We start from the raw sequence: 20,516 nt of genomic DNA, 5'->3' as shown, positions 1-20,516 counted from the left end.
TCTACCGGGCAACGATACGAGGGAATCGGCGAGGGAAACGAAAAGGGTCACATGGCGGACATGTGACCCTTTTCGTGGATGGTCCCGGGGACGTGCGTCAGAGGAGCGAGAGCGTCACGTCGAGCGTGAGCGGCTCGTCGGCCTTGAGCTGGTACGGCTCATGCACGGGCGCGCCCCACGAGTCGTCGCCGCCGACGCCCATCTGCCCGGCGAGCAGACGCAGGAACGTGTGCCGCACCGGCGGCAGCTCGTTCATGTGCGTGGCGTCCTCCAGCATGAGTGAGGAGTAGGGCAGCAGGCTCGCCGCGAACGGCGCGGCCGGCTTGCCGTCGGCGCCGAGGCCCGCGCGGTCGCCCGCGGCGACGCGCATGCCGTGGCCGTGCGCGTCGAGCGCCTCGGCCCAGCGCACGCCCTCATGGTTGCCGGTCTCCTGCGGCACCAGATAGGGGGCGACGTCCTGCCCGGCCGTGCGTTCGAACACGCCCAGCCTGCCGCCGTGCAGGCGGTCCCGGTACGTCTCCTCGGGGCCCAGGCCGTAGAAGCGCAGACGGTCGTAGCGCTTCGGCAGCATCCATTCGAGGCCGAACGCCGGCAGCGACGGCGCGTCCTCGACGCCCGGGTACGAGACGGTCAGATGCACGCTTGCGTCGGCCGCGTCCACGTCGTACGCGACGGTCACCGGCGTATGGTCCGGGTCGGCCAGCGCGTACGTGTACGTGGCCTTGACGCCGGCCTCGGACGGTTCGAACCCGTAGCCGACGCAGCGCGCGTAGCGTCCGGCGGCGAACCAGCGGGCGCGGTCGAAACCGGAGCCGTTGCCGCGGTCGTTGTCCGTCAGCGGGCGGAAGGTGGTCAGCATCGGACGGCGGAGCACCATCTCGCGGCCGTCGCGCGTGAACGAGACCAGACCGCCCTGCGCGCGGGAGAGCAGCACCTCGGTCGAACCGGCGCGCACGCCCACGTTGGAGCGGCCCATCGTCACCACGCCGTCGCGACGCGCGGCGGAACCGTCGGCCGCCTCGGACGCGGCGGGCACGGGCACGACCTGCGCATGCTGGCCGAACGCGAGCTCGAAGCCGGCAGGCGCCCACGCGGTCGCCTCGGCGAGCCGCTGGCTCACCTCGTAGACGACCTCCGCGTGCCCGACGCCCGCGCCGGCGAGCGCGGAGGCCGCCTCGGACGCGTCCGGGAACGGCACCGGGAATTCGGCGCTTCCGCCGGCGGGCACGTCGAAGCGCAGGTCGGCGCTCCAGTACTCCGCGCCGTCCACCAGCATGCGCGCCGTGAACGTGAAGCCGGCGGTGGAGACGAACAGGTTGCCGTTGGCGATGCGCACGCCGTGCGCGTCCGGCGCGATCCGGACCGGCGCGTAGAGGCGCTTCACCTCCTGCAGCTTCGGCGAGGGGGAGTGGTCGGCGAACACCAGGCCGTTGCCGGAGAATTCGTAGTCGCTCGGACGGTCGTCCCAGTCGCCGCCGTACGTGAGCCGCTCGGAACCGTCCTCCAGCCGCTGCACCAGCGCCTGATCGATGAAGTCCCAGATGAACCCGCCCTGGTACTTCGGGTAGCGTTCCAGTGCGGTGTACAGGTGCATGCCGCCCACCGAATTGCCCATCGCGTGCATGTATTCGCAGGAGATGTACGGCTTCGGCGGGTCCGCGGCCACGTACTCCTCGATCTCAGCGGGCTTCGCGTACATGCGCGACTCCACGTCGCTCACGTCGTCGAACTCGCGCTGGTGGAACACGCCCTCGTAGTGCACCGGACGCGTGGGATCCTCGCGGCGCGCATGCGCGGCCATCGCGCGGAACACCTCGCCGGCGTACGATTCGTTGCCGAGCGACCACAGCAGCACGCTCGCATGGTTGCGGTCGCGTCCGATCATCGAGGCGATGCGGTCCACGCACGCGCCCTCCCACTCCGGACGGCTGCCGGGGACCGCCGTGTCCGGCGTCTCCACGTCGCCCGGACGGTCCGGGCCCGGCTTCGACCACGTGCCGTGCGTCTCCAGGTTCGTCTCGTCGATGAGATAGATGCCGTACTCGTCGCACAGCTCGTACCAGCGGGACTGGTTCGGGTAGTGCGAGGTGCGCACCGCGTTGATGTTGTTGCGCTTGCAGGTGACGATGTCCTCGAGCATCTCCCGCTCGCCGACGGCGCGTCCCAGACGCGCGTCGAACTCGTGGCGGTCGGCGCCGCGGAAGATGATGCGTTCGCCGTTGAGCCGCATGATGCCGTCCACGATCTCGAACCGGCGGAAGCCGACGCGCTGCGTGGCGGCCTCCAGCGTCGTGCCGTCGGCAGTGCGCAGGACGAGCGTCAGCGTGTACAGGTTCGGTTCCTCGGCGCTCCACGGGCGCACGCCCGTCAGCGGCGCGTCCGACGTGATGCGCACGTGCGCGGCGTCGCCGTCCGTGCCGTCGACGTCCCGCTCCTGCCGCCAGACGAGCGTGCCGTCCGCGTCGGTCAGGGATGCGGCGATTGTGCCGGCGGGGGCGTTCGACGGCCACGTGACGGACGCGTCCACGTCGAGCGAGCCGGCGTGCGCGTCCGCATCCCAATCGGCCGTGACGTGCGTGTCCACGACGTGCGCCGCCGGGGCGGCCGTGAGCTCCACGCTGCGGAACAGGCCGTGCAGACGCCAGAAGTCCTGGTCCTCGAGCCATGTGGCGCTCGCGAACTCGTAGCAGGCCACGACGAGCGTGTTGGCGCCCTCGCGCAGCTTGTCCGCCACGTCGAACTCGCTGGGCGTGTACGAATCCTCCGCGTAGCCGACGAACGCGCCGTTGAGCCACACGTAGATCGCGGTGGAGGCGCCGTGGAACGTGAGCGTCACGCGCCTCGCCTCGCGCAGCGCCGCGGCGACCTGCGCGCCGGCGGCGAAGACGCGGCGGTAGACGGCCACGTGGCCGCCGCGGGGGATGTCCACGCGCGTCGCGCCGGCGTCGGCGGAGTCGTACGGGGTGAGCGGGCCCTCGTGCCCGTCCCACGGGTACTGCACGTTGACGTACTGCGGCTTGAGCAGGCCTTGCGTCTCCAGCGTGGAGGGGACGGGGATCGCGGCGAACGCGTCGTCCGCGTCGCCGTCCGCCGGCGCGTCCTCCACGGAGGCGGCCACGGCCTGCTCCAGCAGGGCGGGGAAGCCGGTCTGAGGTTGTTCGACGACGGCGACCCGCCACGTGCCGTCGAGGCTCTGCACGAGGTCGGACGATTCGCCCGGCAAGGGATCATGGTCGAAGCAGCGGTGGTCCGAATGCGCCTGGTTGCGGTTGACCGCGAAGACCGTGGGGTCGGTGAGCCAGGCCGGGTCGGCGGCGGCCGCGTGGATGATGGTGGGGGTTGTCATGCGCACTTCCTTATGACGGTAACGACGTTGTCTGCTCCGCCATCATACAGGTCGCCGCCAACGTCTCGTCGCGTTCCGGGCGGATACGGCGAGGCGTTGGCGGCGTGCAGGTCTACCGGTTTACCGGTCCATCGGCTACCGCAGTGCGGCGCGCAGACGGTCCTCGAGGGCGACATGCCCGGCAGGACGGCCCTCGGCGTCCGTCTCCGAGCGGTCGATCGTGATGTCCTGCGCGATGACGCCTCCGGACATCACGAGCACGCGGTCGGACAGGCGCACCGCCTCGGCGATGTCGTGAGTGACCATGAGCACGCCCCAGTCGTGTTCCGCCTCGAGCGAGGCGAGCAGGTCTTGCATGTCGTAGCGGGTGAGCGAGTCGAGGGCGCCGAACGGCTCGTCGAGCAGCAGCAGCTCCGGGGCGCGCACCAGGGCGCGCGCGAGCGAGGCGCGCTGCGCCTGGCCGCCGGACAGGGAGGACGGCCACGAGTCCATGTGGTCGGCGAGCTGCACCTGCTCGAGCGCCTTTCGTGCGATTTCGCGCCGTTCGGCCTTCGATCCGGGCAGGCCGAGCGTCACGTTGTCCCAGAGCCTGATCCACGGCACGAGCCGCGAGTCCTGGAAGCCGATCGCCTGCGAGCCGGTGGCGCGCACGCCGCCGCCGGTCGGCTCCAGCAGGCCGGCGACGATGCGCAGCAGCGTCGACTTGCCGCAGCCGGACCGGCCGATCAGCGAGACGAACTCGCCGGCGTGCAGCGTGAACGAGACGTCCCTGAGGACCGGCCGGCCGTCGAAGGCGAGCGCGGCGTGCGACGCGTCGATGAGCGGCGTACGGTCCGTGGGCGTCGTACCGGTGGGCGTCGTCGTGGGAGCTGTCGTGGGAGCCGGCTTCGTGTCGTCCGTCATCGGCGCGCTCACTTCGTGCAGTCGAGCACGTAGTCGTCGAGGTTCGGCTTCGTCTTGATGAAGCCGAAATCGACGTACTGCTGCGCGATGTCGTCGAGCATCTTCCGTCCCTTGGCGTCGACGGGCAGGATTTCCGGCACGTCGAATTTGCGCACCTGCTTGACGATCGAATCGGACGCGCCGAACTTCTTGTACGCGTCGTAGATGAACTCCGGGTCCTTCTGCGCCTTGTCGGACTCCTTGACGAGCGCCTGGTAGAGCTTCTTGACGATCTCCGGGTGCGCGGTGGCGAACTTGCGGGAGACCATGTGCAGGGTCACGTTCTTCGAGTCGTAGTCCTTGCCGGTGGTGATGAGTTTCGCGCCCGGGGTGGCGATTGCGGAGGCGAGGTTCTGGTCGTACGTGGCCAGCGCGTCGATCTTGCCGGAGGAGAACGCGGCGGCGAAGTCGGTCTGGCTCAGCTCGACCTCCTCGACCTTCGAATAATCGAGCCCGGCGTGCTCGAACGCGGCCTTGAGGATGTAGTCGCCGGTGGCGCCCTTCTTGTCGATGCCGACGCGCTTGCCGTACAGGTCCTTGAGGCTGGCCACGCCGGAGCCGGGGGCGGCGACGAGGCCCTGCGAGTCGCCGTCGTAGTACTCGATCGCGTACGCCACCCACGGTGCCTTCTGGTCGACGAGGTTGATGAAGTAGCCGGTGCCGGTGCTCGACGTGTCGGCCTTGCCGGCGAGGATCACCTTGTACGCGTCGTCCGGCGGGTTGAACGGGCCGGAGAACTCGGCCTTGTACGGCTCCATCGTGGACTTGACGAAGCCTTCGTCCTTGATGGTCGTCAGGTAGTTCGCGGTCGACAGGTACGCGATGCGGATCGTGTCCGTGTCGGCCTTGCCGGAGCCCTGCGACGAGGCGCCGCAGGCGGCGAGCGAGACGACGGCCGCGGCGGCGCACACGGCGGTCAGGGCGTGGCGGACGGCGGCGCGCACGCCTGCGCGGCGTGCGGTGGGGTGGTTGTCGATGATGGTCATGATGGTCCTTCTTTTCCTTCTTCTTGCTTGCGATTGTGCGGAGGCGGTTCCGTCTGACGTGCCGGACGTGCGTCAGGCCGTGCGGCGCCTCCATGGCGTCAGCGCCTTCTCCAGCGCGCCGACGAGCGCCTCGGAGCCGAGGCCGAGCAGCGCGTACAGCACGATGCACAGCACCATCTGGTCGGTGCGGGAGAACTGCTGGGCGCGTGAGAGGATGTAGCCGATGCCGACGGTGGAGTTCACCGTCTCGCAGGTGACGAGCGCGATCCACGCCACGGTGATCGCGAATCTGAGGCCCGTCATGAAGCTCGGCAGGGCGCCGTGGAACAGGATGCGGCGGAAGACGAGCGCGCGCGGCAGATGATAGGCGCGGGCCAGTTCGAGCAGCTTCGGGTCGAGGCCGCGGATGCCGTCGCGCAGGTTCACGTAGATGAGGCCGAACACGCCAACGGCGATGAGCGCCACCTTCATCGTCTCGTCGATGCCGAGCCAGATGATCAGCAGCGGCGAGAGCGCGGGGAACGGGATGGCGCGCAGCATGTGCACCGGCTTGTCGATGACGGCGAAGCCGAGCCTCGTCGCGCCGGTGAGCACCGCGGCCGGCACGGCCAGCGCGATGCCCAGCGCCAGTCCGAGGAGCACGCGCACCAGGCTCATGCCGATCGACGGCCACAGCAGCCCCTCGGCCGCGAGGTCGTTCCACGCGGCGGCGACCTCCGCCGGCGACGGCAACGGCCGCGTGTCCGCGGGGGAGAGGGTGGCGCAATACCACCATATGCAGAGGGCGGCCGTCGAGGCCCAGACGCCGCAACCCCTCAGCACGCGCGCCGCTCCGCCCGGGCGCCGGGTCCGCTGGCTCGCGAACCCCGCCTCGGCGGACGCCGTCCCCGGGATGGAAGCGGGCATGGCTTCGCCCCGGATGGTGTGCTGATGGATGGTCGGCGACCGATGGTCTGACGGACGCACGGACGAATCGTGCATCTGACATTTCCTTCGTTAGTGCTAACTACATCAGGTTCGACGAGTATGATCTCAGCCCAGCCGACCCGCTTTCGCGTCACTTCCGCGCGGCGGTCCAGCATGTTTGAGGCGTTCGGCCCGGGCACCCCGTGTCGTCCACCATTGGAACTCACATGTTGGACAACGTCGCGCCGTCCGCCCGGACGCGCGCCGGAACGCCCTCGTCCCGCGGGACGCGGTCCGTCCGCGGCAGCCGCGGACCGAAGGGTGGACGGCGGGTGTACGCTGGGTGTCCCACAGGTCGCCTTCCGTTCACATACAACGATTGTGAGCGCTCACAACACGCGTGCGGACGGTCTTGCGTGTAGTCCATCAATCACACTATCCTTGACAACGTCATCACAACCCAACGTTTGAAGGAGTAGTTGTGGCAGTAATTGAAAGCGTGTACGCGCGTCAGATTCTCGATTCCCGCGGCAACCCGACCGTCCAGGTCGTTCTGGACACCGAAGACGGCGCCCGTGGTCTGGGCCTGGTCCCGTCCGGCGCCTCCACCGGCGAGGCCGAGGCCTGGGAGCGTCGTGACGGCGACAAGTCCGTCTACGGCGGCAAGGGCGTCCTCAACGCGGTCAAGGCCGTCAACGAGGAGATCGCCCCGAAGGTCATCGGCATGGACGCTTCCGACCAGCGCGCCCTCGACGACCTGATGATCGAGCTCGACGGCACCCCGAACAAGGGCCGCCTCGGCGCCAACGCCATCCTGGGCGTCTCCCTGGCCGCCCTGTACGCCGCCGCCGAGTCCGCCGACGAGCCGCTGTACCGCTACATCGGCGGCACCAACGGCCACATCCTGCCGGTTCCGAACATGAACATCATGAACGGCGGCGCCCACGCGGACTTCGCCACCGACATCCAGGAGTACATGATCTCCCCGTACGGCTTCGACACCTACTCCGAGGCCCTGCAGGCCGGCGTCGAGGTCTACCACACCCTCAAGAACGTCCTGAAGAAGGAAGGCCTGAACACCGGCCTCGGCGACGAGGGCGGCTTCGCTCCGAAGATGAAGTCCAACAAGGACTCCCTGAACTACATCATGGACGCCATCTCCGCCGCCGGCTACGAGCCGGGCAAGCAGATCGGCATCTCTCTCGACGTCGCCTCCTCCGAGTTCTACAACAAGGAGACCGGCAAGTACCACTTCGAGGGCGACGAGCGTGACTCCCAGTACATGCTCGACTTCTACGAGCAGCTCATCGAGGAGTACCCGATCGTCTCCATCGAGGATCCGTTCAACGAGGAGGGCTGGGAAGACTGGACCGCCATCACCAAGCTGCTGGGCGACCGCCTGCAGTTCGTCGGCGACGATCTGCTCGTGACCAACCCGGCCCGCCTGGCCAAGGCCATCGAGCTCGGCGCCGCCAACTCCCTGCTGGTCAAGCTCAACCAGATCGGCACCGTCACCGAGACCCTCGACGCCATTGAGCTGGCCACCGCCAACGGCTACACCTCCATGGTCTCCCACCGCTCCGGCGAAACCCCGGACACCACCATCTCCGACCTGGCCGTCGCCAAGAACACCCGCCAGATCAAGACCGGTGCCCCGGCCCGTGGCGAGCGCGTCGCCAAGTACAACCGCCTGCTCGAGATCGAGGAGGAGCTCGGCTCCACCGCGAAGTACGCCGGCTACAGCGCCTTCAAGGCCTGCAAGAAGTACATCGGCAAGTGAGTCCGCTAGGCCGTAGACCGTCCGGACCCTGCGCCGGCCGGCCGGCCTGACGATTCCGATACCCGCCGCGTTCCGTCGAACGCGGCGGGTATTTTGTTGTCCCATGAGCACACGGAACCGGGGTACGCGGACGGAAGACCGATCGTCGAGCACGAAGAGGCGCAGACGCTCCGGCACCTCCGGACCCATCGCGTTCTTCATCTCCCTGTTCATCGTGGCCGTCGGGCTTATCCAACTCGTCTCCACGTTCAACACCTACGCCACCGACCTCGCCCACCTCAACAGCCTCAAACGCGAGGAGGCGGCGCTCGTCGCCAAGAAGCAGGACCTCGAGAACGACATCTCCCGCTGGGACGACAAGAACTACGTGGCCGCGCAGGCGCGCGAACGTCTCGGATTCGTGTTCCCCGGCGAGCAATCCGTCCACGTGCTCAACCCGCAGGCCGTCACCGGCGACGCCGACGGCGCCGAGACGCAGGACGCGCAGGACTCGCAGAACGACGACACGTCCAACCAGCTGCCTTGGTACAGTGAGCTTTCGTACGCCTTCAAGAAGGCCGACCAGCCCGTCAAGACGGGCTCCGGCGGCACCACGACGAAGAAGGGCACCACGCAGCAGGACGGCACCGCAGGCAGCGCCTCGGAGTCCGACGGCACCGACAAGGAAGGACAGCAGTGACCACCATCGACCCCGCAGCACTGGCGGAACGCATCCTCGCGCAACCGGCGAGCGAGGAGGACATCGCCATCGTCGAACGGCAGCTGGGACGATACCCGCGCGGCATCCTCGCCGTGGGCGCACGCTGCGTGTGCGGCAGGCCCCTCGCCGTCGTCACGCGCCCCGTCCTGCCCGGCGGCGTCCCGTTCCCCACCACCTGCTACCTCACCAGCCCGGAGGCGGTCAAGGCCGCGTCCCACGTGGAGGCCGAAGGCGCCATGCGCGACTACACCGAACTCGTCGAACACGACGAGGACGTCAAGACCGCGTACAGGCGCGCCCACGAGCTCTACCTCGCGTTCCGCCATGAGATCGCGGTCCGCGTCAAGGACTCCGAGGAGCACATCGAAGGCACCTCCGCCGGAGGCATGCCCGTACGCGTCAAATGCCTGCACGCGCTCATCGCCCAGTCGCTGGTGATGGGACCGGGCGCCAACCCCATCGGCGACATGGTCCTCGAACGCGTCAAGGACGAATTCGATCCGGCCGTATGCCGGTGCACCGTGGCGTAGGACGCGCCGGAACGGTGCAGGGGCCGCGGACGGAGACCGTCCGACAGGCAGGGAAACCAGACAAGGAGCCAACATCATGGGCAACACGGTGACCGTCGCGGGCGTGGACTGCGGCACCAACTCGATCCGACTCAAGATCGCACGCGTCGACGAACACGGCATGACCGAGATCGTGCCGCGCCAGCTGCGTGTCATCCGGCTCGGCCAGGACGTCGACAAGACCCACCGGTTCGCGTCGGAGGCGCTCGACCGCGCCTACGAGGCCGCGCGCGAATTCGCCGGCATCCTCGCCGAGCATCCCGTCGACGGCATCCGGTTCGTCGCCACGTCCGCCACGCGCGACGCGGAGAACCGCGAGGAGTTCGAGGACGGCATCGAACGCATCCTCGGCGTCCGGCCCGAAGTCATCCCCGGCACCGAGGAGGCCGACCTGAGCTTCCTCGGCGCCACCAGCGTGGTGGACCGCGGCAGCCTGCCCGCCCCCTACCTCGTGGTGGACCTCGGCGGCGGCTCCACCGAACTCGTGCTCGGCGGCGACGGCGTGGACACGCCCGCCACCAAGGTGACGGCCGCATACTCCATGAACATCGGCTCCGTGCGCATGACCGAACGCCACCTCAGGCACGACCCGCCCACCGAGGAGGAGATCGCCGAGGCCGTCGCGGACATCGACGCGCACATCGACGAGGCGTTCCGCACCGTGCCCGCCGGCAGGACGCGCACCATCATCGGCGTGTCCGGCACCGTCACCACCATGACCGCCCTCGCCCTCGGCCTGACCGAATACGACCACACCGTCGTCGACGGCCACCGGCTGTCCATCGCCGAGGCCGTCGCCGTCGACGACCGGTTCCTCGCCATGACGCGCGAGGAGCGCCGCGCCTACAAGACCATCCATCCGGGCCGCATCGACGTGGTCGGCGGCGGCGCGCTCGTCTGGAACCGTGTGCTCGCCAAGGTGAGCGAAGCGGCGAAACGCACCCACGGCGGCGTCATCGACTCGTACGTGGCCAGCGAGCACGGACTGCTCGACGGCATCGTCCTCGACTACGGCCGGCGCCTGCTCGCTGCGCGGGCCGGCGCGGAGTCCCGCGCATAGTACAATGGGACGGCCGGGCGACCGGCAGGCCCCCGTGGCGGAATCGGTAGACGCAGTCGACTTAAAATCGATCGCCAAGGCGTGCGGGTTCGAGTCCCGCCGGGGGCACTTCATCACCCGGCTTCACGAAATATCGTGGGCCGGGTTTTGTATTTTCGACGATAGGCGATGTTGCGATTGCGTTGGAATCATGCGGCTGTTGGGTGGCGGCCCGGGAGCGGCACGGGACACGGCGCAGGAAGCGAAGACGGAGCGCATGGCTCGGGGCCGCGTTCCCACGCCGATGAAGGAGAGTATATCGAACAGCCCCACCTGGAGCATTCTCTCCTGAAGCGGGGTGGCATGTTAACGGAGCAGCCGGTGCAGTACCGCCGCGAGACCGTTGTTGTCGACGTTTGGCGCAATCATGTCGGCGACTGATTTGACGGCCTCGGTGCCGTTGCCCATCGCCACGCCGATGCCGGCAGTCTGTATCATCTCAAGGTCATTGTCACTGTCGCCGATGGCGATCGTGTCGGACAGTGGAACTCCAAGCCGTTGAGAGACCTTCATGAGCGCCGTGCCCTTGTCCACTCCGGGGATGAGGATCTCGCCGTTGTCGTCGCTGGAAGCGTTGATTGATCCGTGGATAATGGTCGCGTAGCCAGCGAGCTCGCGACGCACGTCTTCCACGGTAAGACTGCCGTTCTCGGGGACGTAGAACGTTCCTTTGCGGACTGGAGGCAGAGGGGCAGAATGGTCGGTGATGGTATGCCAGGAGCTGCGCATCTGCGGATGTCGCAGCAGTTTGCGCCAGATACCGAGCCGGTGCAGGTAGCGTTCGGTGGCGTGCATGCCGTCGGGGCAGTGCCAGGCATACGGCATGGAGTGCGCGATGAAGAACGAGGTCGCCGCGCGGACGGATTCAGCGGGCATGCGCTCGTCGATGATGGTCTCACCGTTGAGTTCGGCACATGCTCCGCCGTCGGATACGATGCCGTCGAACCCAAGTGCGAGCACCGGCGGATCGATGTCCAGCGCCGCACGGCCCGAACAGATGAACAGCCGGTGCCCGGCCTGTTGCGCTCGGCGGCACTCCTCTCGTGCGGAATCGGGAATGCGGTGGCTGCTGTCCAGCAGCGTGCCGTCGATGTCTATGAACACTAGCGTGGGATTTCTCATGCGCGTACTCTCCTATGGAATGTCGACATCAGCGTCTGAACTGTAGTTGGTGTTCCTAAGAATAATTCATTCGAATGAATCATGCAATTGTGGGTGCTGGATGTGTCTGTAATTCGAATGAATATGAGTCATGCGATAATATGGATTATATGTGCTGCGGCGATGTGGCACGGCTGAATGATGTGATTTTGGAGGGTGCATGAAATACCGTGAACTGGCGAAGATTCTCAAGGTGGAGATCGACAAGGGCAAATACCGCGACACGGGAAAGCTGCCCACCGAGCCCGAGCTCATGGAGCGGTTCGGCGCGACCCGGTACTGCGTGCGTAACGCCATTGCCATGTTGGTCGAGCTTGGTGATGTGTATCCGGTGCAGGGCAGCGGCATGTTCGTCCGGGAGAACAGGCGTGAGGGCTGCCTCAACATCAACGGCACGAGAGGCATGACTTCGGAGTTTCCCGGCCATTCCGTGTCCTCCAAGCTGATTAAGCTGGAACAGCGCGAGGCGGGCGCGGATTCCGCGCGCCTCAAGTGCGCCGTCGACGCCAAGGTCTATAGCGTCTCGCGCCTGCGTCTGTTGGATGACGAACCGTTCGCCATCGAGTACGCCCTGTATCTCAAGGAGTTCGTGCCGTATCTCAGCGAGGAGATCGCCAGTGGCTCCATTTACGCGTACATTCGCGAGGACCTGGGGCTGAGTACGGGCTTCGCGGACAAGCTGATATACGCGCGAGAGCTGGATCATGGTCGGGCCGACCTTCTTGGCCTGTCGGCGGGGGATCCCGCCCTGGTGGTCGAGGACGACGCCTATCTGGCCAGCGGCCGCATGTTCAACGCCGGCACGGTCTACTACCACTATAAGAAGGCCACGTTTTTTAATTTCGCCGATCTGAAGTAGTCCCCTATATGCGTGAGACGGCGTCGCCGGTGGGGGAGACGCCGCTTCACGGTATTCCCTCGGGGAGGCGACACGCCGTATCCAAAAATCATTCGAATGAATTTGACACAGACGAATGAAATTCGTATATTGTAGTCAAGTCATTCGGATTATGCCTATTCATTCGAATGACTTGATACTGAACAAGAGAAATCGGGCCGGCAACAAGGATGCCGGCCCGGGGACATCAACCAGTCCAAAGGAGGACGAGAATGAAGGAGTTCGGCAACAAACTGCTCAACGGCTTCATGAAATTCGCGACGACCAAGGCGGTTACCGCTCTGAAGGACGGCTTCGTGCTCACGATGCCGGCCACCCTGGTGGGTTCGCTGTTCCTGCTGCTCGCGAACCTGCCGTTCGAGGGCTACACGGACTTCATGAACAACCTGCTCACCGACAAATGGAACATCGGCCTGAACCAGGTGTCCGCCGGAACATTCAATATCCTGGCCGTCATCATCGCGGTCGGCATCGGCTACGCCTACGCGCGCAACGAGAAGGAAGACGGCATCTCCTCCGGTCTGCTGGCCTTGGTCGCCTTCTTCATCCTCTCGCCGTCCTCGGTGAGCATCGACCACAGCACCGTCGACGCGATCAAGGAGGGCACCACCGCCTCCGTGTCCGGCGCGATCTCCACCTCATGGACCGGCGGCAACGGCGTGATCACCGCCATCATCGTCGGCCTGCTGTCCGGCCTGGTGTTCGTCAAGTGCATGAAGCACAACCTCAAGATCAAACTGCCCGACTCCGTGCCTGAAGGCGTGTCCAACGCGTTCTCCGCCATGATCCCCGGCTTCTTCGTGGTGCTCGGCTCCGCCGTCATCTATCATCTGTGTCAGCTGTTCGGCGGCGTGAGCTTCACCGAACTCATCTTCAAGATCCTGCAGACCCCGATGCAGAATCTCACCGACAACTGGGCCGGCGCGATCATCATCACCCTGCTCATCTCCATCCTCTTCTGGTGCGGCATCCACGGCCCGAACGTCGTCATGGGCATCATGGCCCCGCTGCTGACCGCCAACTCCGTGGCCAACCAGGCCCTCATGGATGCCGGCAAGGCCGTGACCACCGCCGACGGCGGCCACATCCTCACCCCGCAGATCGTCGACTGCTTCGTCAAGTTCGGCGGCACCGGCATCACCCTCGGCCTGCTCATCGCCGGCCTGATCGTGGCCAAGTCCAGCCAGATGAAGGAAATGTCGAAGCTGTCCGTCGTGCCCGGCCTGTTCAACATCAACGAGCCGGTCATCTTCGGCCTGCCGATCGTGTTCAACCCGTTCTTCCTGATCCCGTTCATCGTCGTCCCGCTGATCGCCATGATCATCACCTACGGCGCGATGTATATCGGCTTCCTGCCCCCGTTCGGTGCCGTCCAGGTGCCGTGGACCACCCCGGTGATCATCTCCGGCTTCCTGCTGGGCGGCTGGAAGGCCGCGCTCATCCAGCTCATCATCCTCGTGATCTCCGTGGTCGTCTACCTGCCGTTCGTCAAGAAGCAGGACCAGGCGTGGGTCGCCGAACAGGCCGCCAACGACGCCGACATCGAGACTGCCGCCGCCGCGGCCAAGGCCTGAGCCGCCGCACCGAACGGCCCGACTCTTCCGATCGGCAATGATCGGATGACATGGGAGCCCGGTACGAGCAACCACCCTTGCCGGGCTCCCTCCTTATCAACACTTAAATAACACCCATAACAACCAACCGCCCCACGATCGGTATGGGGCCCACTGAAAGGAAAACACCATGAAGATCGTACTGTGCTGCAACGCCGGAATGTCCACCAGCATGCTGGTCAAGAAGATGCGCGCCGCCGCCGAGGCCAAAGGCATCGAGGCCGAGATTGACGCCTACCCGATCTCCGAGGTCGAGGAGAAGGCCGCGAACGCCGACGCCGTGCTGCTCGGCCCGCAGGTACGCTACGAGCTCGACCACGTCAAGAAGCTACTGCCCGGCAAGCCGGTCGAGGCCATCAACCCGCAGGACTACGGCATGGTGCGCGGCGACAAGGTGCTCGACCACGCCATTGCCATCGCCTCCAAGTAACCGACACCAAACAGACAGACAACACAACCAAACGAACGAACGAACCAAGGGTGGTAACAATGGCAGAAGACAACAAGGACTTCGACTGGGAGACCCTCTGCTTCCAGATGATCACGGCCGCGGGAAGCGCCAAATCCGACTACATCGAAGCATTGCAGGCGGCCAAGGCCGGCAAATACGACAAGGCCGATGAGCTCATCAAGAGCGGCGACCAGAGCTTCGCGACCGGCCACGACCTGCACACCAACCTCGTGCAGCGCGAGGCATCCGGCGAGAAGATCGAGGTCAGCCTGCTCATGACGCACGTCGAGGACCAGATGATGGCCGCGGAGACCGTCAAACTGCTGGTCAACGAGCTCATCGCGTTGTACAAGAAGATCAACTGACCCATACGACTATCAGGAAAAGGAACACAACATGGGTTTCCCAAGCAACTTTCTGTGGGGCGGCGCAGTGGCCGCCCACCAGCTCGAAGGTGCATGGAACGAAGACGGCAAGGGCGTGTCCATCGCCGACGTGATGACCGCGGGCGCGCACGGCGTGCCCCGACAAATCACCGATAGCGTCGAGACCGGCAAGATCTACCCGAACCACTGGGGCAACGACTACTACCACCGCTTCCGCGGCGACGACTCGTTGTTCCAGGAGATGGGCTTCAAATGCTTCCGAACCTCCATCGCCTGGTCGCGCATCTTCCCTAACGGCGAGGAGGACGAACCCAACGAGGCGGGTCTGAGGTTCTACGACGACCTGTTCGACGACCTCAAGGCCAAGGGCATGGAGCCAGTAGTGACGCTCTCCCACTTCGAGATGCCGTTGAACCTGAGCCTTAAATACGGCGGGTTCACTGATCGCAGGCTCATCGACCTGTTCGTCAAGTTCGCGCTCACCGTCATGGAACGCTACAAGAACAAGGTGAAGTACTGGCTGACCTTCAACGAGGTCAACAACCAGATGAACCTCGACAACCCGATCTTCGCCTACACCGATTCCGGCATCCGCTTTTCCGAGACGGACACAATCCATGACCGCAAACGCAAGGTCTGGCAGGCCGTGCACAACGAGTTCGTCGCCAGCGCCTTGGTCGTCAAGCGCGGCCACGAGATCAACCCCGACTTCCGGATCGGATGCATGCTGGCCATCGTGCCGATCTACCCGGCCACCTGCAACCCCGATGACGTGATGCGCGCCGAAGTCGCCATGCGCGACCGGCTCGTGTTCGGCGACGTGTACGTCAACGGCGAATACCCGAACTACGCAAGGAACATGTGGGCCCGCGAGGACATCACCCCTCACATGGAGCCGGGAGACGAGAAGGCCATCGCCGAAGGCACGGTCGACTTCATCTCCATCAGCTATTACATGTCGATGGCCCTGTCCGCCGACGACTCCACCCCCGGCGACTTCGACTCCGGCATCGCCGGCGTGGTGCGCAACACGTACATCCCCGCCACCAAATGGGGCTGGCAGATCGACCCCGTCGGCCTGCGCTACGCGCTGAGCGTCCTGTACGAACGCTACCGCAAGCCGATCTTCATCGTGGAGAACGGCTATGGCGCATACGACACCGTCAACCCGGATGGCACCATCGACGACGACGACCGCATCGACTACCTGCGCGCCCACATCGAACAGGTCGGCAAGGCCATCGACCTCGACGGCGTGGAGGTCATGGGCTACACCGTGTGGGGCTGCATCGACGTGGTCAGCTTCGGCACCGGCGAATTCAAGAAACGCTACGGATTGATCTACGTCGACGCCGACGACGAAGGCCATGGCACCTTCGAACGCCGCCGCAAGAAATCCTTCGGCTGGTACCAGAAGGTCATCGCCACCAACGGCGAACAACTATAAAACGCATAAAACGTATAAGGAGCATCATCATGTCTCAGGAATTCACGTTTACCGTATCCGACCCCGAGGGCATGCACGCCCGCCCCGCAGGCTTGCTGGTCGCCAAGGCCCAGGAATACCAGTCGAGCATCATCGTCGCCCGTAACGGCAAGTCCGTGGACGCCAAGCGCATCTTCGGCGTCATGGGACTCGGCGTCAAGCAGGGCGACGAGGTCACCGTCAAGGTGCAGGGCAACGACGAGGTCAAGGCCGCCGCCGAATTCGAGCGGTTCCTCAAGGCGAACCTGTGATGAGAACGATACAAGGCACCGGCGTCTCCTCCGGCATCGCCATCGGCGCGATCCGCGTGCTCGACACCGTCGACCACACCGTGGAACGCCGCGTGGTCGACGACCCGAAGGTCGAAGTGGAACGCTTCCGCGCGGCCCGCGACACGGCCGTCAACCAGCTCAAGCAGCTGCGCAACAGGACCGCCGCCGAATTCGGCGAAGGCAAGGCCGAACTGTTCGACACCCACCAGCTCATGCTCCAGGACCCGGACTACGTGGAAAGCATCGAGGACCTGATCACATCAAGCAAGGTGAACGCCGAGTTCGCGGTCAACAGCACCGCCGAACAGTTCGCCGCCATGTTCGCCGCGATGGACAACTCCTACATGCAGGCGCGCGCCGCCGACGTCAAGGATGTTTCCCGCCGCGTGATCAACGTGCTCGAAGGACGTCGCGGCGGCACCGCGGCAGACACAGACGGCGATAGCCACATCATCATCGCCGAGGACCTGGCCCCCAGCGAGACCGTGCAGCTCGACCGTGCCAAGGTTTTGGGCTTCGTGACCGCCAAGGGCTCCGCGAACTCGCACACCGCGATTCTGGCCCGCACGATGGGTCTGCCCGCCATCATCGGCATCGGCGACGCCTTCGACCCGGACGACGACGGCCACACCGCCGTGATTGACGGTACCAGCGGCCTGGTGTTCATCGACCCGGACGAAGCCACGCTGACCGAATACCGAGACAAGAAAGCCAAGTACGAGGAACACCTGCGCCTCCTGCAGGAACTCAAGGGCAAGCCCACCGAAACCAAGTCCGGCCAGCGGGTTCGCCTGTACGCCAACATCGGCCGCCCCTCGGACGTGACCGCCGTATTGGCCAACGACGCCGAGGGCATCGGCCTGTTCCGCAGCGAGTTCCTGTATCTGGAGAGCGAGGACTACCCGACCGAGGAGTTCCAGTTCGAGGCGTACCGGGAAGTCGCGCAGAAGATGGGCGACCGGCTCGTCGTCATCCGCACGCTCGACATCGGCGCGGACAAGCAGGTCGGCTATTTCAACCTGGAGCACGAAGACAACCCGGCCCTCGGCTACCGCGCAATCCGCATCTGCCTGACCCGTCCGGAGATCTTCAAGGTCCAGCTGCGCGCCCTGCTGCGAGCCTCCGTGTACGGCAACATCGCCATCATGTTGCCCATGATCACCTCGGTCCAAGAAGTGCGCGACGCCAAGAAGATCCTCGCCGAGGTCAAGAGCGAGCTGCGCGGCGAGCACGTCGACTTCAACGAGCACATTCAGGTCGGCATCATGATCGAGACGCCCGCCTCGGTCATCATGGCCGACGAACTGGCCGCCGAGGTCGACTTCTTCTCCATCGGTACCAATGACCTGACCCAGTACACGCTGGCCTGCGACCGGCAGAACCCGAACCTCGGACGGTTCGCCGACCCGCACTCGCCCGCCGTGCTGCGCATGATCCGCATGGCCACCGAGGCCGCGCATCGCCATGACATCTGGTGCGGCATCTGCGGCGAACTTGGCGCGGACCTGGAACTGACCGACACGTTCCTCGAAATCGGACTCGACGAACTGTCCGTCTCGCCCACCAGCGTTCTACCCCTGCGCAACGCCATCCGCAACCACTGAGCATCAATACTGGTCAGCATATTAGGGCCGCCAAAGGAACGCGGGACGGACGGACTATGTGCCGCCGCCCCGCGTTTTGCATACAAGGAAATTCTGACAATGCGAACAAAGACAACAGCATACGGCATCGCCGGAGCCATAGCGCTGGCGTTGCTGGCCGGAAGCACGACTTGCATCGCCCACGCCGATTCGAAGCCAGCGGATGCAGCCCCATCCACCGATTCCAACGTGGCCACCTACGCGGGCAACGACATGATCGTCGGAGGAACACAGGATTCATCAGGCAAACCGGCCATGGGGTACGCCGCCGAGGCCGAAGGACTCACGGTAGTGAACAGGAACCTGTATGCCAATTCCGGCAACGCCTGGGGCTTCACCCTGGGAGAAGTGGCACTCGGCTCCGGCGTGGCACCGGAACGCAATGCCACCGTCATCGCCGTCGGCGGAGACTCCAAGGCATGGTCCACGCCGTTGCAGTCGATCGGCAATGGCCAATACGGCGGAGAAAACCCGGACATACTCGAACCGATGGAGCCTTGGTACCAGAGGCAGCCGTCATTGCGCGTCTCCCTGGACTCGGACCAGCAACCCGTCGTACCCGGCACGCAGGTCACGAAAAGCGGCGCGCCGTTGATGGTGAACGGCATCGACTACACCAATTTCAATCCTTCCGCGATGTCGGAGGATTATGCCCAGTGGAAGTCCACGGACAGCTCCACGGTGACTAAGGTTAATGGCGCGAACGTTTCCCCAGCCCCCGTCGATAACGCCTACGCGGTCTACGGCTACGACGAGCCGCGCGACGGGGACGAATCATGGACCGGCAATAATGGCGCACAGCGTCGCAAGACCACTTTGAAGCTCGACAAGGAGATGAACGTCACCCTCACCGGGGACGGCACTTCCCGCCAGCAAGTGTTCGAAATCGACTGGACGTCCATCCTCGCCGCATTCGCAAACGGCGGCTACACCGGCATCGACTTCACCTTCCGCAACATCCCGGACAGCGCCTCGGTGCTGGTGAACGCCAAGGACGCCACGGCGGCGACCATACCGGTCGGCTGGCGCGTGTGGTGGAACAACGGCACCGATCCCAAGAATGATGTGCAGGTGGCGGAACAATACTGGAACGATGATTCCGTGACTCCCAATCACGCGGCCCTACGCCACGCGGCATCAAGCGTGATGTGGAACTTCAAGGACGGTGTGACATTGTCCAACAGCGGCACCGTCAATACCGTTGAAGGAAAAGCCATCACCGGCGACGCCGCCGCCGGCTGGATCGGCAGCATCATCACGCCGGAAACCATCACCGCCCAAGTGACGACCAACGGACGCATGTACGCGGGGCGGGATATCTTCCTGTATCAGCCGGTGGCCAGTGAAACCGGCCTCGGCCTGGAACGCCACAACTACCCTTGGAACGGCGACCAGGCCACCGCTCCGAAAGGCGACGGCACCCTGACCTGGACGAAAGTAGGCTCCGATAATGAGAGCAAGCCACTCGCCGGCTCGCAATGGCAATTGACGGCGGACAACAACTACAGCCAGACCATCGACGACAACACCGGCGAGACCGGCTACCAGGGATTGGACGGCAACCCGCATCCGGGCGAGTTCACCGTGGAACATCTGGCATACGGCACCTACACGCTGAAAGAGACCAAAGCCCCCGACGGCTATGAGCTGAACGATGCAAGCTATAGCGTCACGATTACCGCGAACGCCAAGAGCCCGGTGTTCAACAATGGCGAAGCCATCGTGAACCAGCAGACGCCGCCCCCGGCCCCGCCAACGCCGGCGACCTTCACCCTCAAGGCGACGAAACGATTCGTTGACGCCGACGGCAATCCCATAGCGCTGCAGGAGGGACGGTTCTCGTTCCAGCTCAAGGACAAGGACGGCCAGGTCGTCAGCACCGCGAAAAACACCGCCGACGGGTCGGTGACCTTTGATGCGCTCACATTCGACAAGACAGGTGTTTATACCTACACGGTTTGCGAGGTCAACGATGCGCAGCAGGGCGTGGAATACGATCCCAACACCCACCATGTCATCGTGACCGTCACGGAAACCGCAGACGGACGCGAACTGAACGCGACAATCACGCTCGACGGCTCGAACTACACGGACGATTCGCTGACATTCCGCAACAAGCGGACCCCGACGGTGGCCGCCCTGCCCCTCACCGGTTCGGTGACTGGCATGAGCATGCTGGCAGCGTCGACACTGTTCGCCGTCGCCTCCGGACTCATGCTGCTGGCGACAATCCTCCGCAGCAGAAAGACGCGATGATTCGCATTCGGGATGCCGTACC

Annotated in this window: 17 protein-coding genes, 1 tRNA gene and 1 riboswitch; of the genes, 13 read left to right on the top strand and 5 right to left on the bottom strand. The window is 65.1% G+C overall.

The annotated features are described in order from the left end of the window. Positions 1–97: 97 nt before the first annotated feature. The 4 genes from JS531_RS00845 to JS531_RS00830 form a co-directional block, all read right to left on the bottom strand. Positions 98–3,346, bottom strand: a complete 3,249-nt coding sequence (locus tag JS531_RS00845) for a glycoside hydrolase family 2 TIM barrel-domain containing protein (RefSeq protein WP_214311272.1) — start codon at positions 3,344–3,346, stop codon at positions 98–100. A gap of 135 nt (positions 3,347–3,481) precedes the next feature. Further along, positions 3,482–4,249, bottom strand: a complete 768-nt coding sequence (locus tag JS531_RS00840; protein WP_214311270.1) for an ABC transporter ATP-binding protein — start codon at positions 4,247–4,249, stop codon at positions 3,482–3,484. Between the two features lie 8 nt (positions 4,250–4,257). Beyond that, positions 4,258–5,274 (bottom strand): NrtA/SsuA/CpmA family ABC transporter substrate-binding protein, encoded by a 1,017-nt coding sequence (locus tag JS531_RS00835; RefSeq protein WP_214311268.1) that lies wholly within the window; start codon positions 5,272–5,274, stop codon positions 4,258–4,260. Between the two features lie 72 nt (positions 5,275–5,346). Then, a complete protein-coding gene (locus tag JS531_RS00830) occupies positions 5,347–6,255 on the bottom strand; it encodes an ABC transporter permease (protein ID WP_240541967.1) in 909 nt (302 codons plus the stop codon). Continuing rightward, positions 6,245–6,394, bottom strand: a riboswitch (TPP riboswitch). (Overlaps the previous gene by 11 nt.) A gap of 267 nt (positions 6,395–6,661) precedes the next feature. Here JS531_RS00830 and eno point away from each other — a divergent pair. The 5 genes from eno to JS531_RS00805 all read left to right on the top strand — a co-directional run bounded on the left by eno (position 6,662) and on the right by JS531_RS00805 (position 10,397). Next, the gene (eno, locus tag JS531_RS00825; protein WP_214311266.1) at positions 6,662–7,960 is read left to right on the top strand and encodes a phosphopyruvate hydratase; all 1,299 of its coding nucleotides are present in this window, start codon (positions 6,662–6,664) and stop codon (positions 7,958–7,960) included. A 103-nt stretch (positions 7,961–8,063) separates the two neighbouring features. Further along, positions 8,064–8,639 (top strand): septum formation initiator family protein, encoded by a 576-nt coding sequence (locus tag JS531_RS00820; protein WP_214311259.1) that lies wholly within the window; start codon positions 8,064–8,066, stop codon positions 8,637–8,639. After that, positions 8,636–9,190: a DUF501 domain-containing protein gene (locus tag JS531_RS00815; protein WP_214311257.1), complete on the top strand. Its 555-nt coding sequence runs from the start codon at positions 8,636–8,638 to the stop codon at positions 9,188–9,190. Before JS531_RS00820 ends, JS531_RS00815 begins: the two co-directional genes overlap by 4 nt. Before the next feature lie 76 nt (positions 9,191–9,266). Beyond that, positions 9,267–10,289, top strand: a complete 1,023-nt coding sequence (locus JS531_RS00810) for a Ppx/GppA phosphatase family protein (RefSeq protein ID WP_214311256.1) — start codon at positions 9,267–9,269, stop codon at positions 10,287–10,289. Between the two features lie 28 nt (positions 10,290–10,317). Continuing rightward, positions 10,318–10,397 (top strand) — tRNA-Leu (locus JS531_RS00805). A 237-nt stretch (positions 10,398–10,634) separates the two neighbouring features. On the opposite strand, the gene JS531_RS00800 is transcribed toward JS531_RS00805, so the two are convergent. Next, positions 10,635–11,450, bottom strand: a complete 816-nt coding sequence (locus JS531_RS00800; RefSeq protein ID WP_214311254.1) for an HAD family hydrolase — start codon at positions 11,448–11,450, stop codon at positions 10,635–10,637. Between the two features lie 199 nt (positions 11,451–11,649). On the opposite strand from JS531_RS00800, the gene JS531_RS00795 reads away from it, so the two are divergent. The 8 genes from JS531_RS00795 to JS531_RS00760 all read left to right on the top strand — a co-directional run bounded on the left by JS531_RS00795 (position 11,650) and on the right by JS531_RS00760 (position 20,494). After that, entirely contained in the window at positions 11,650–12,348 is a 699-nt protein-coding gene (locus tag JS531_RS00795; RefSeq protein WP_214311252.1) for a GntR family transcriptional regulator, read from the top strand. Positions 12,349–12,599: 251 nt separating this feature from the next. Further along, complete coding sequence (locus JS531_RS00790; RefSeq protein ID WP_163197497.1) at positions 12,600–13,961, top strand: PTS sugar transporter subunit IIC; 1,362 nt, start codon at positions 12,600–12,602, stop codon at positions 13,959–13,961. Between the two features lie 169 nt (positions 13,962–14,130). Further along, positions 14,131–14,430: a PTS sugar transporter subunit IIB gene (locus JS531_RS00785; RefSeq protein ID WP_033889655.1), complete on the top strand. Its 300-nt coding sequence runs from the start codon at positions 14,131–14,133 to the stop codon at positions 14,428–14,430. Positions 14,431–14,489: 59 nt separating this feature from the next. Beyond that, the gene (locus JS531_RS00780; RefSeq protein WP_033889656.1) at positions 14,490–14,816 is read left to right on the top strand and encodes a PTS lactose/cellobiose transporter subunit IIA; all 327 of its coding nucleotides are present in this window, start codon (positions 14,490–14,492) and stop codon (positions 14,814–14,816) included. 31 nt (positions 14,817–14,847) lie between these two features. Then, positions 14,848–16,284 carry a 6-phospho-beta-glucosidase gene (locus tag JS531_RS00775; protein WP_214311250.1) on the top strand — a complete coding sequence of 479 codons (1,437 nt, stop codon included), beginning with the start codon at positions 14,848–14,850 and terminating at the stop codon, positions 16,282–16,284. 29 nt (positions 16,285–16,313) lie between these two features. Beyond that, complete coding sequence (locus JS531_RS00770; protein ID WP_214311248.1) at positions 16,314–16,574, top strand: HPr family phosphocarrier protein; 261 nt, start codon at positions 16,314–16,316, stop codon at positions 16,572–16,574. Continuing rightward, positions 16,574–18,199, top strand: a complete 1,626-nt coding sequence (gene ptsP, locus JS531_RS00765; protein WP_214311246.1) for a phosphoenolpyruvate--protein phosphotransferase — start codon at positions 16,574–16,576, stop codon at positions 18,197–18,199. The genes JS531_RS00770 and ptsP overlap by 1 nt, the downstream gene beginning before the upstream one ends. Positions 18,200–18,298: 99 nt before the next feature. Further along, complete coding sequence (locus tag JS531_RS00760) at positions 18,299–20,494, top strand: FctA domain-containing protein (RefSeq protein ID WP_214311244.1); 2,196 nt, start codon at positions 18,299–18,301, stop codon at positions 20,492–20,494. The last annotated feature ends 22 nt before the right edge of the window (positions 20,495–20,516 follow it).

The organism is Bifidobacterium sp. CP2, assembly GCF_018555635.1.
GTDB lineage: Bacteria > Actinomycetota > Actinomycetes > Actinomycetales > Bifidobacteriaceae > Bifidobacterium > Bifidobacterium saguinibicoloris.
Note: the sequence above shows the minus strand (reverse complement) of the source record. Positions and strands in the feature narration are given on the sequence as shown.

Bases quoted from the DNA above. Each gene is read 5' to 3' on its own strand.
- JS531_RS00770 (WP_214311248.1), top strand. From the start codon at position 16,314: ATGTCTCAGGAATTCACGTTTACCGTATCCGACCCCGAGGGCATGCAC.
- JS531_RS00845 (WP_214311272.1), bottom strand. From the start codon at position 3,346: ATGACAACCCCCACCATCATCCACGCGGCCGCCGCCGACCCGGCCTGG.
- JS531_RS00760 (WP_214311244.1), top strand. From the start codon at position 18,299: ATGCGAACAAAGACAACAGCATACGGCATCGCCGGAGCCATAGCGCTG.
- JS531_RS00840 (WP_214311270.1), bottom strand. From the start codon at position 4,249: ATGACGGACGACACGAAGCCGGCTCCCACGACAGCTCCCACGACGACG.
- JS531_RS00780 (WP_033889656.1), top strand. From the start codon at position 14,490: ATGGCAGAAGACAACAAGGACTTCGACTGGGAGACCCTCTGCTTCCAG.
- JS531_RS00810 (WP_214311256.1), top strand. From the start codon at position 9,267: ATGGGCAACACGGTGACCGTCGCGGGCGTGGACTGCGGCACCAACTCG.
- JS531_RS00820 (WP_214311259.1), top strand. From the start codon at position 8,064: ATGAGCACACGGAACCGGGGTACGCGGACGGAAGACCGATCGTCGAGC.
- ptsP (WP_214311246.1), top strand. From the start codon at position 16,574: ATGAGAACGATACAAGGCACCGGCGTCTCCTCCGGCATCGCCATCGGC.
- JS531_RS00790 (WP_163197497.1), top strand. From the start codon at position 12,600: ATGAAGGAGTTCGGCAACAAACTGCTCAACGGCTTCATGAAATTCGCG.
- JS531_RS00795 (WP_214311252.1), top strand. From the start codon at position 11,650: ATGAAATACCGTGAACTGGCGAAGATTCTCAAGGTGGAGATCGACAAG.
- JS531_RS00800 (WP_214311254.1), bottom strand. From the start codon at position 11,450: ATGAGAAATCCCACGCTAGTGTTCATAGACATCGACGGCACGCTGCTG.
- JS531_RS00830 (WP_240541967.1), bottom strand. From the start codon at position 6,255: ATGCACGATTCGTCCGTGCGTCCGTCAGACCATCGGTCGCCGACCATC.
- JS531_RS00835 (WP_214311268.1), bottom strand. From the start codon at position 5,274: ATGACCATCATCGACAACCACCCCACCGCACGCCGCGCAGGCGTGCGC.
- JS531_RS00775 (WP_214311250.1), top strand. From the start codon at position 14,848: ATGGGTTTCCCAAGCAACTTTCTGTGGGGCGGCGCAGTGGCCGCCCAC.
- JS531_RS00785 (WP_033889655.1), top strand. From the start codon at position 14,131: ATGAAGATCGTACTGTGCTGCAACGCCGGAATGTCCACCAGCATGCTG.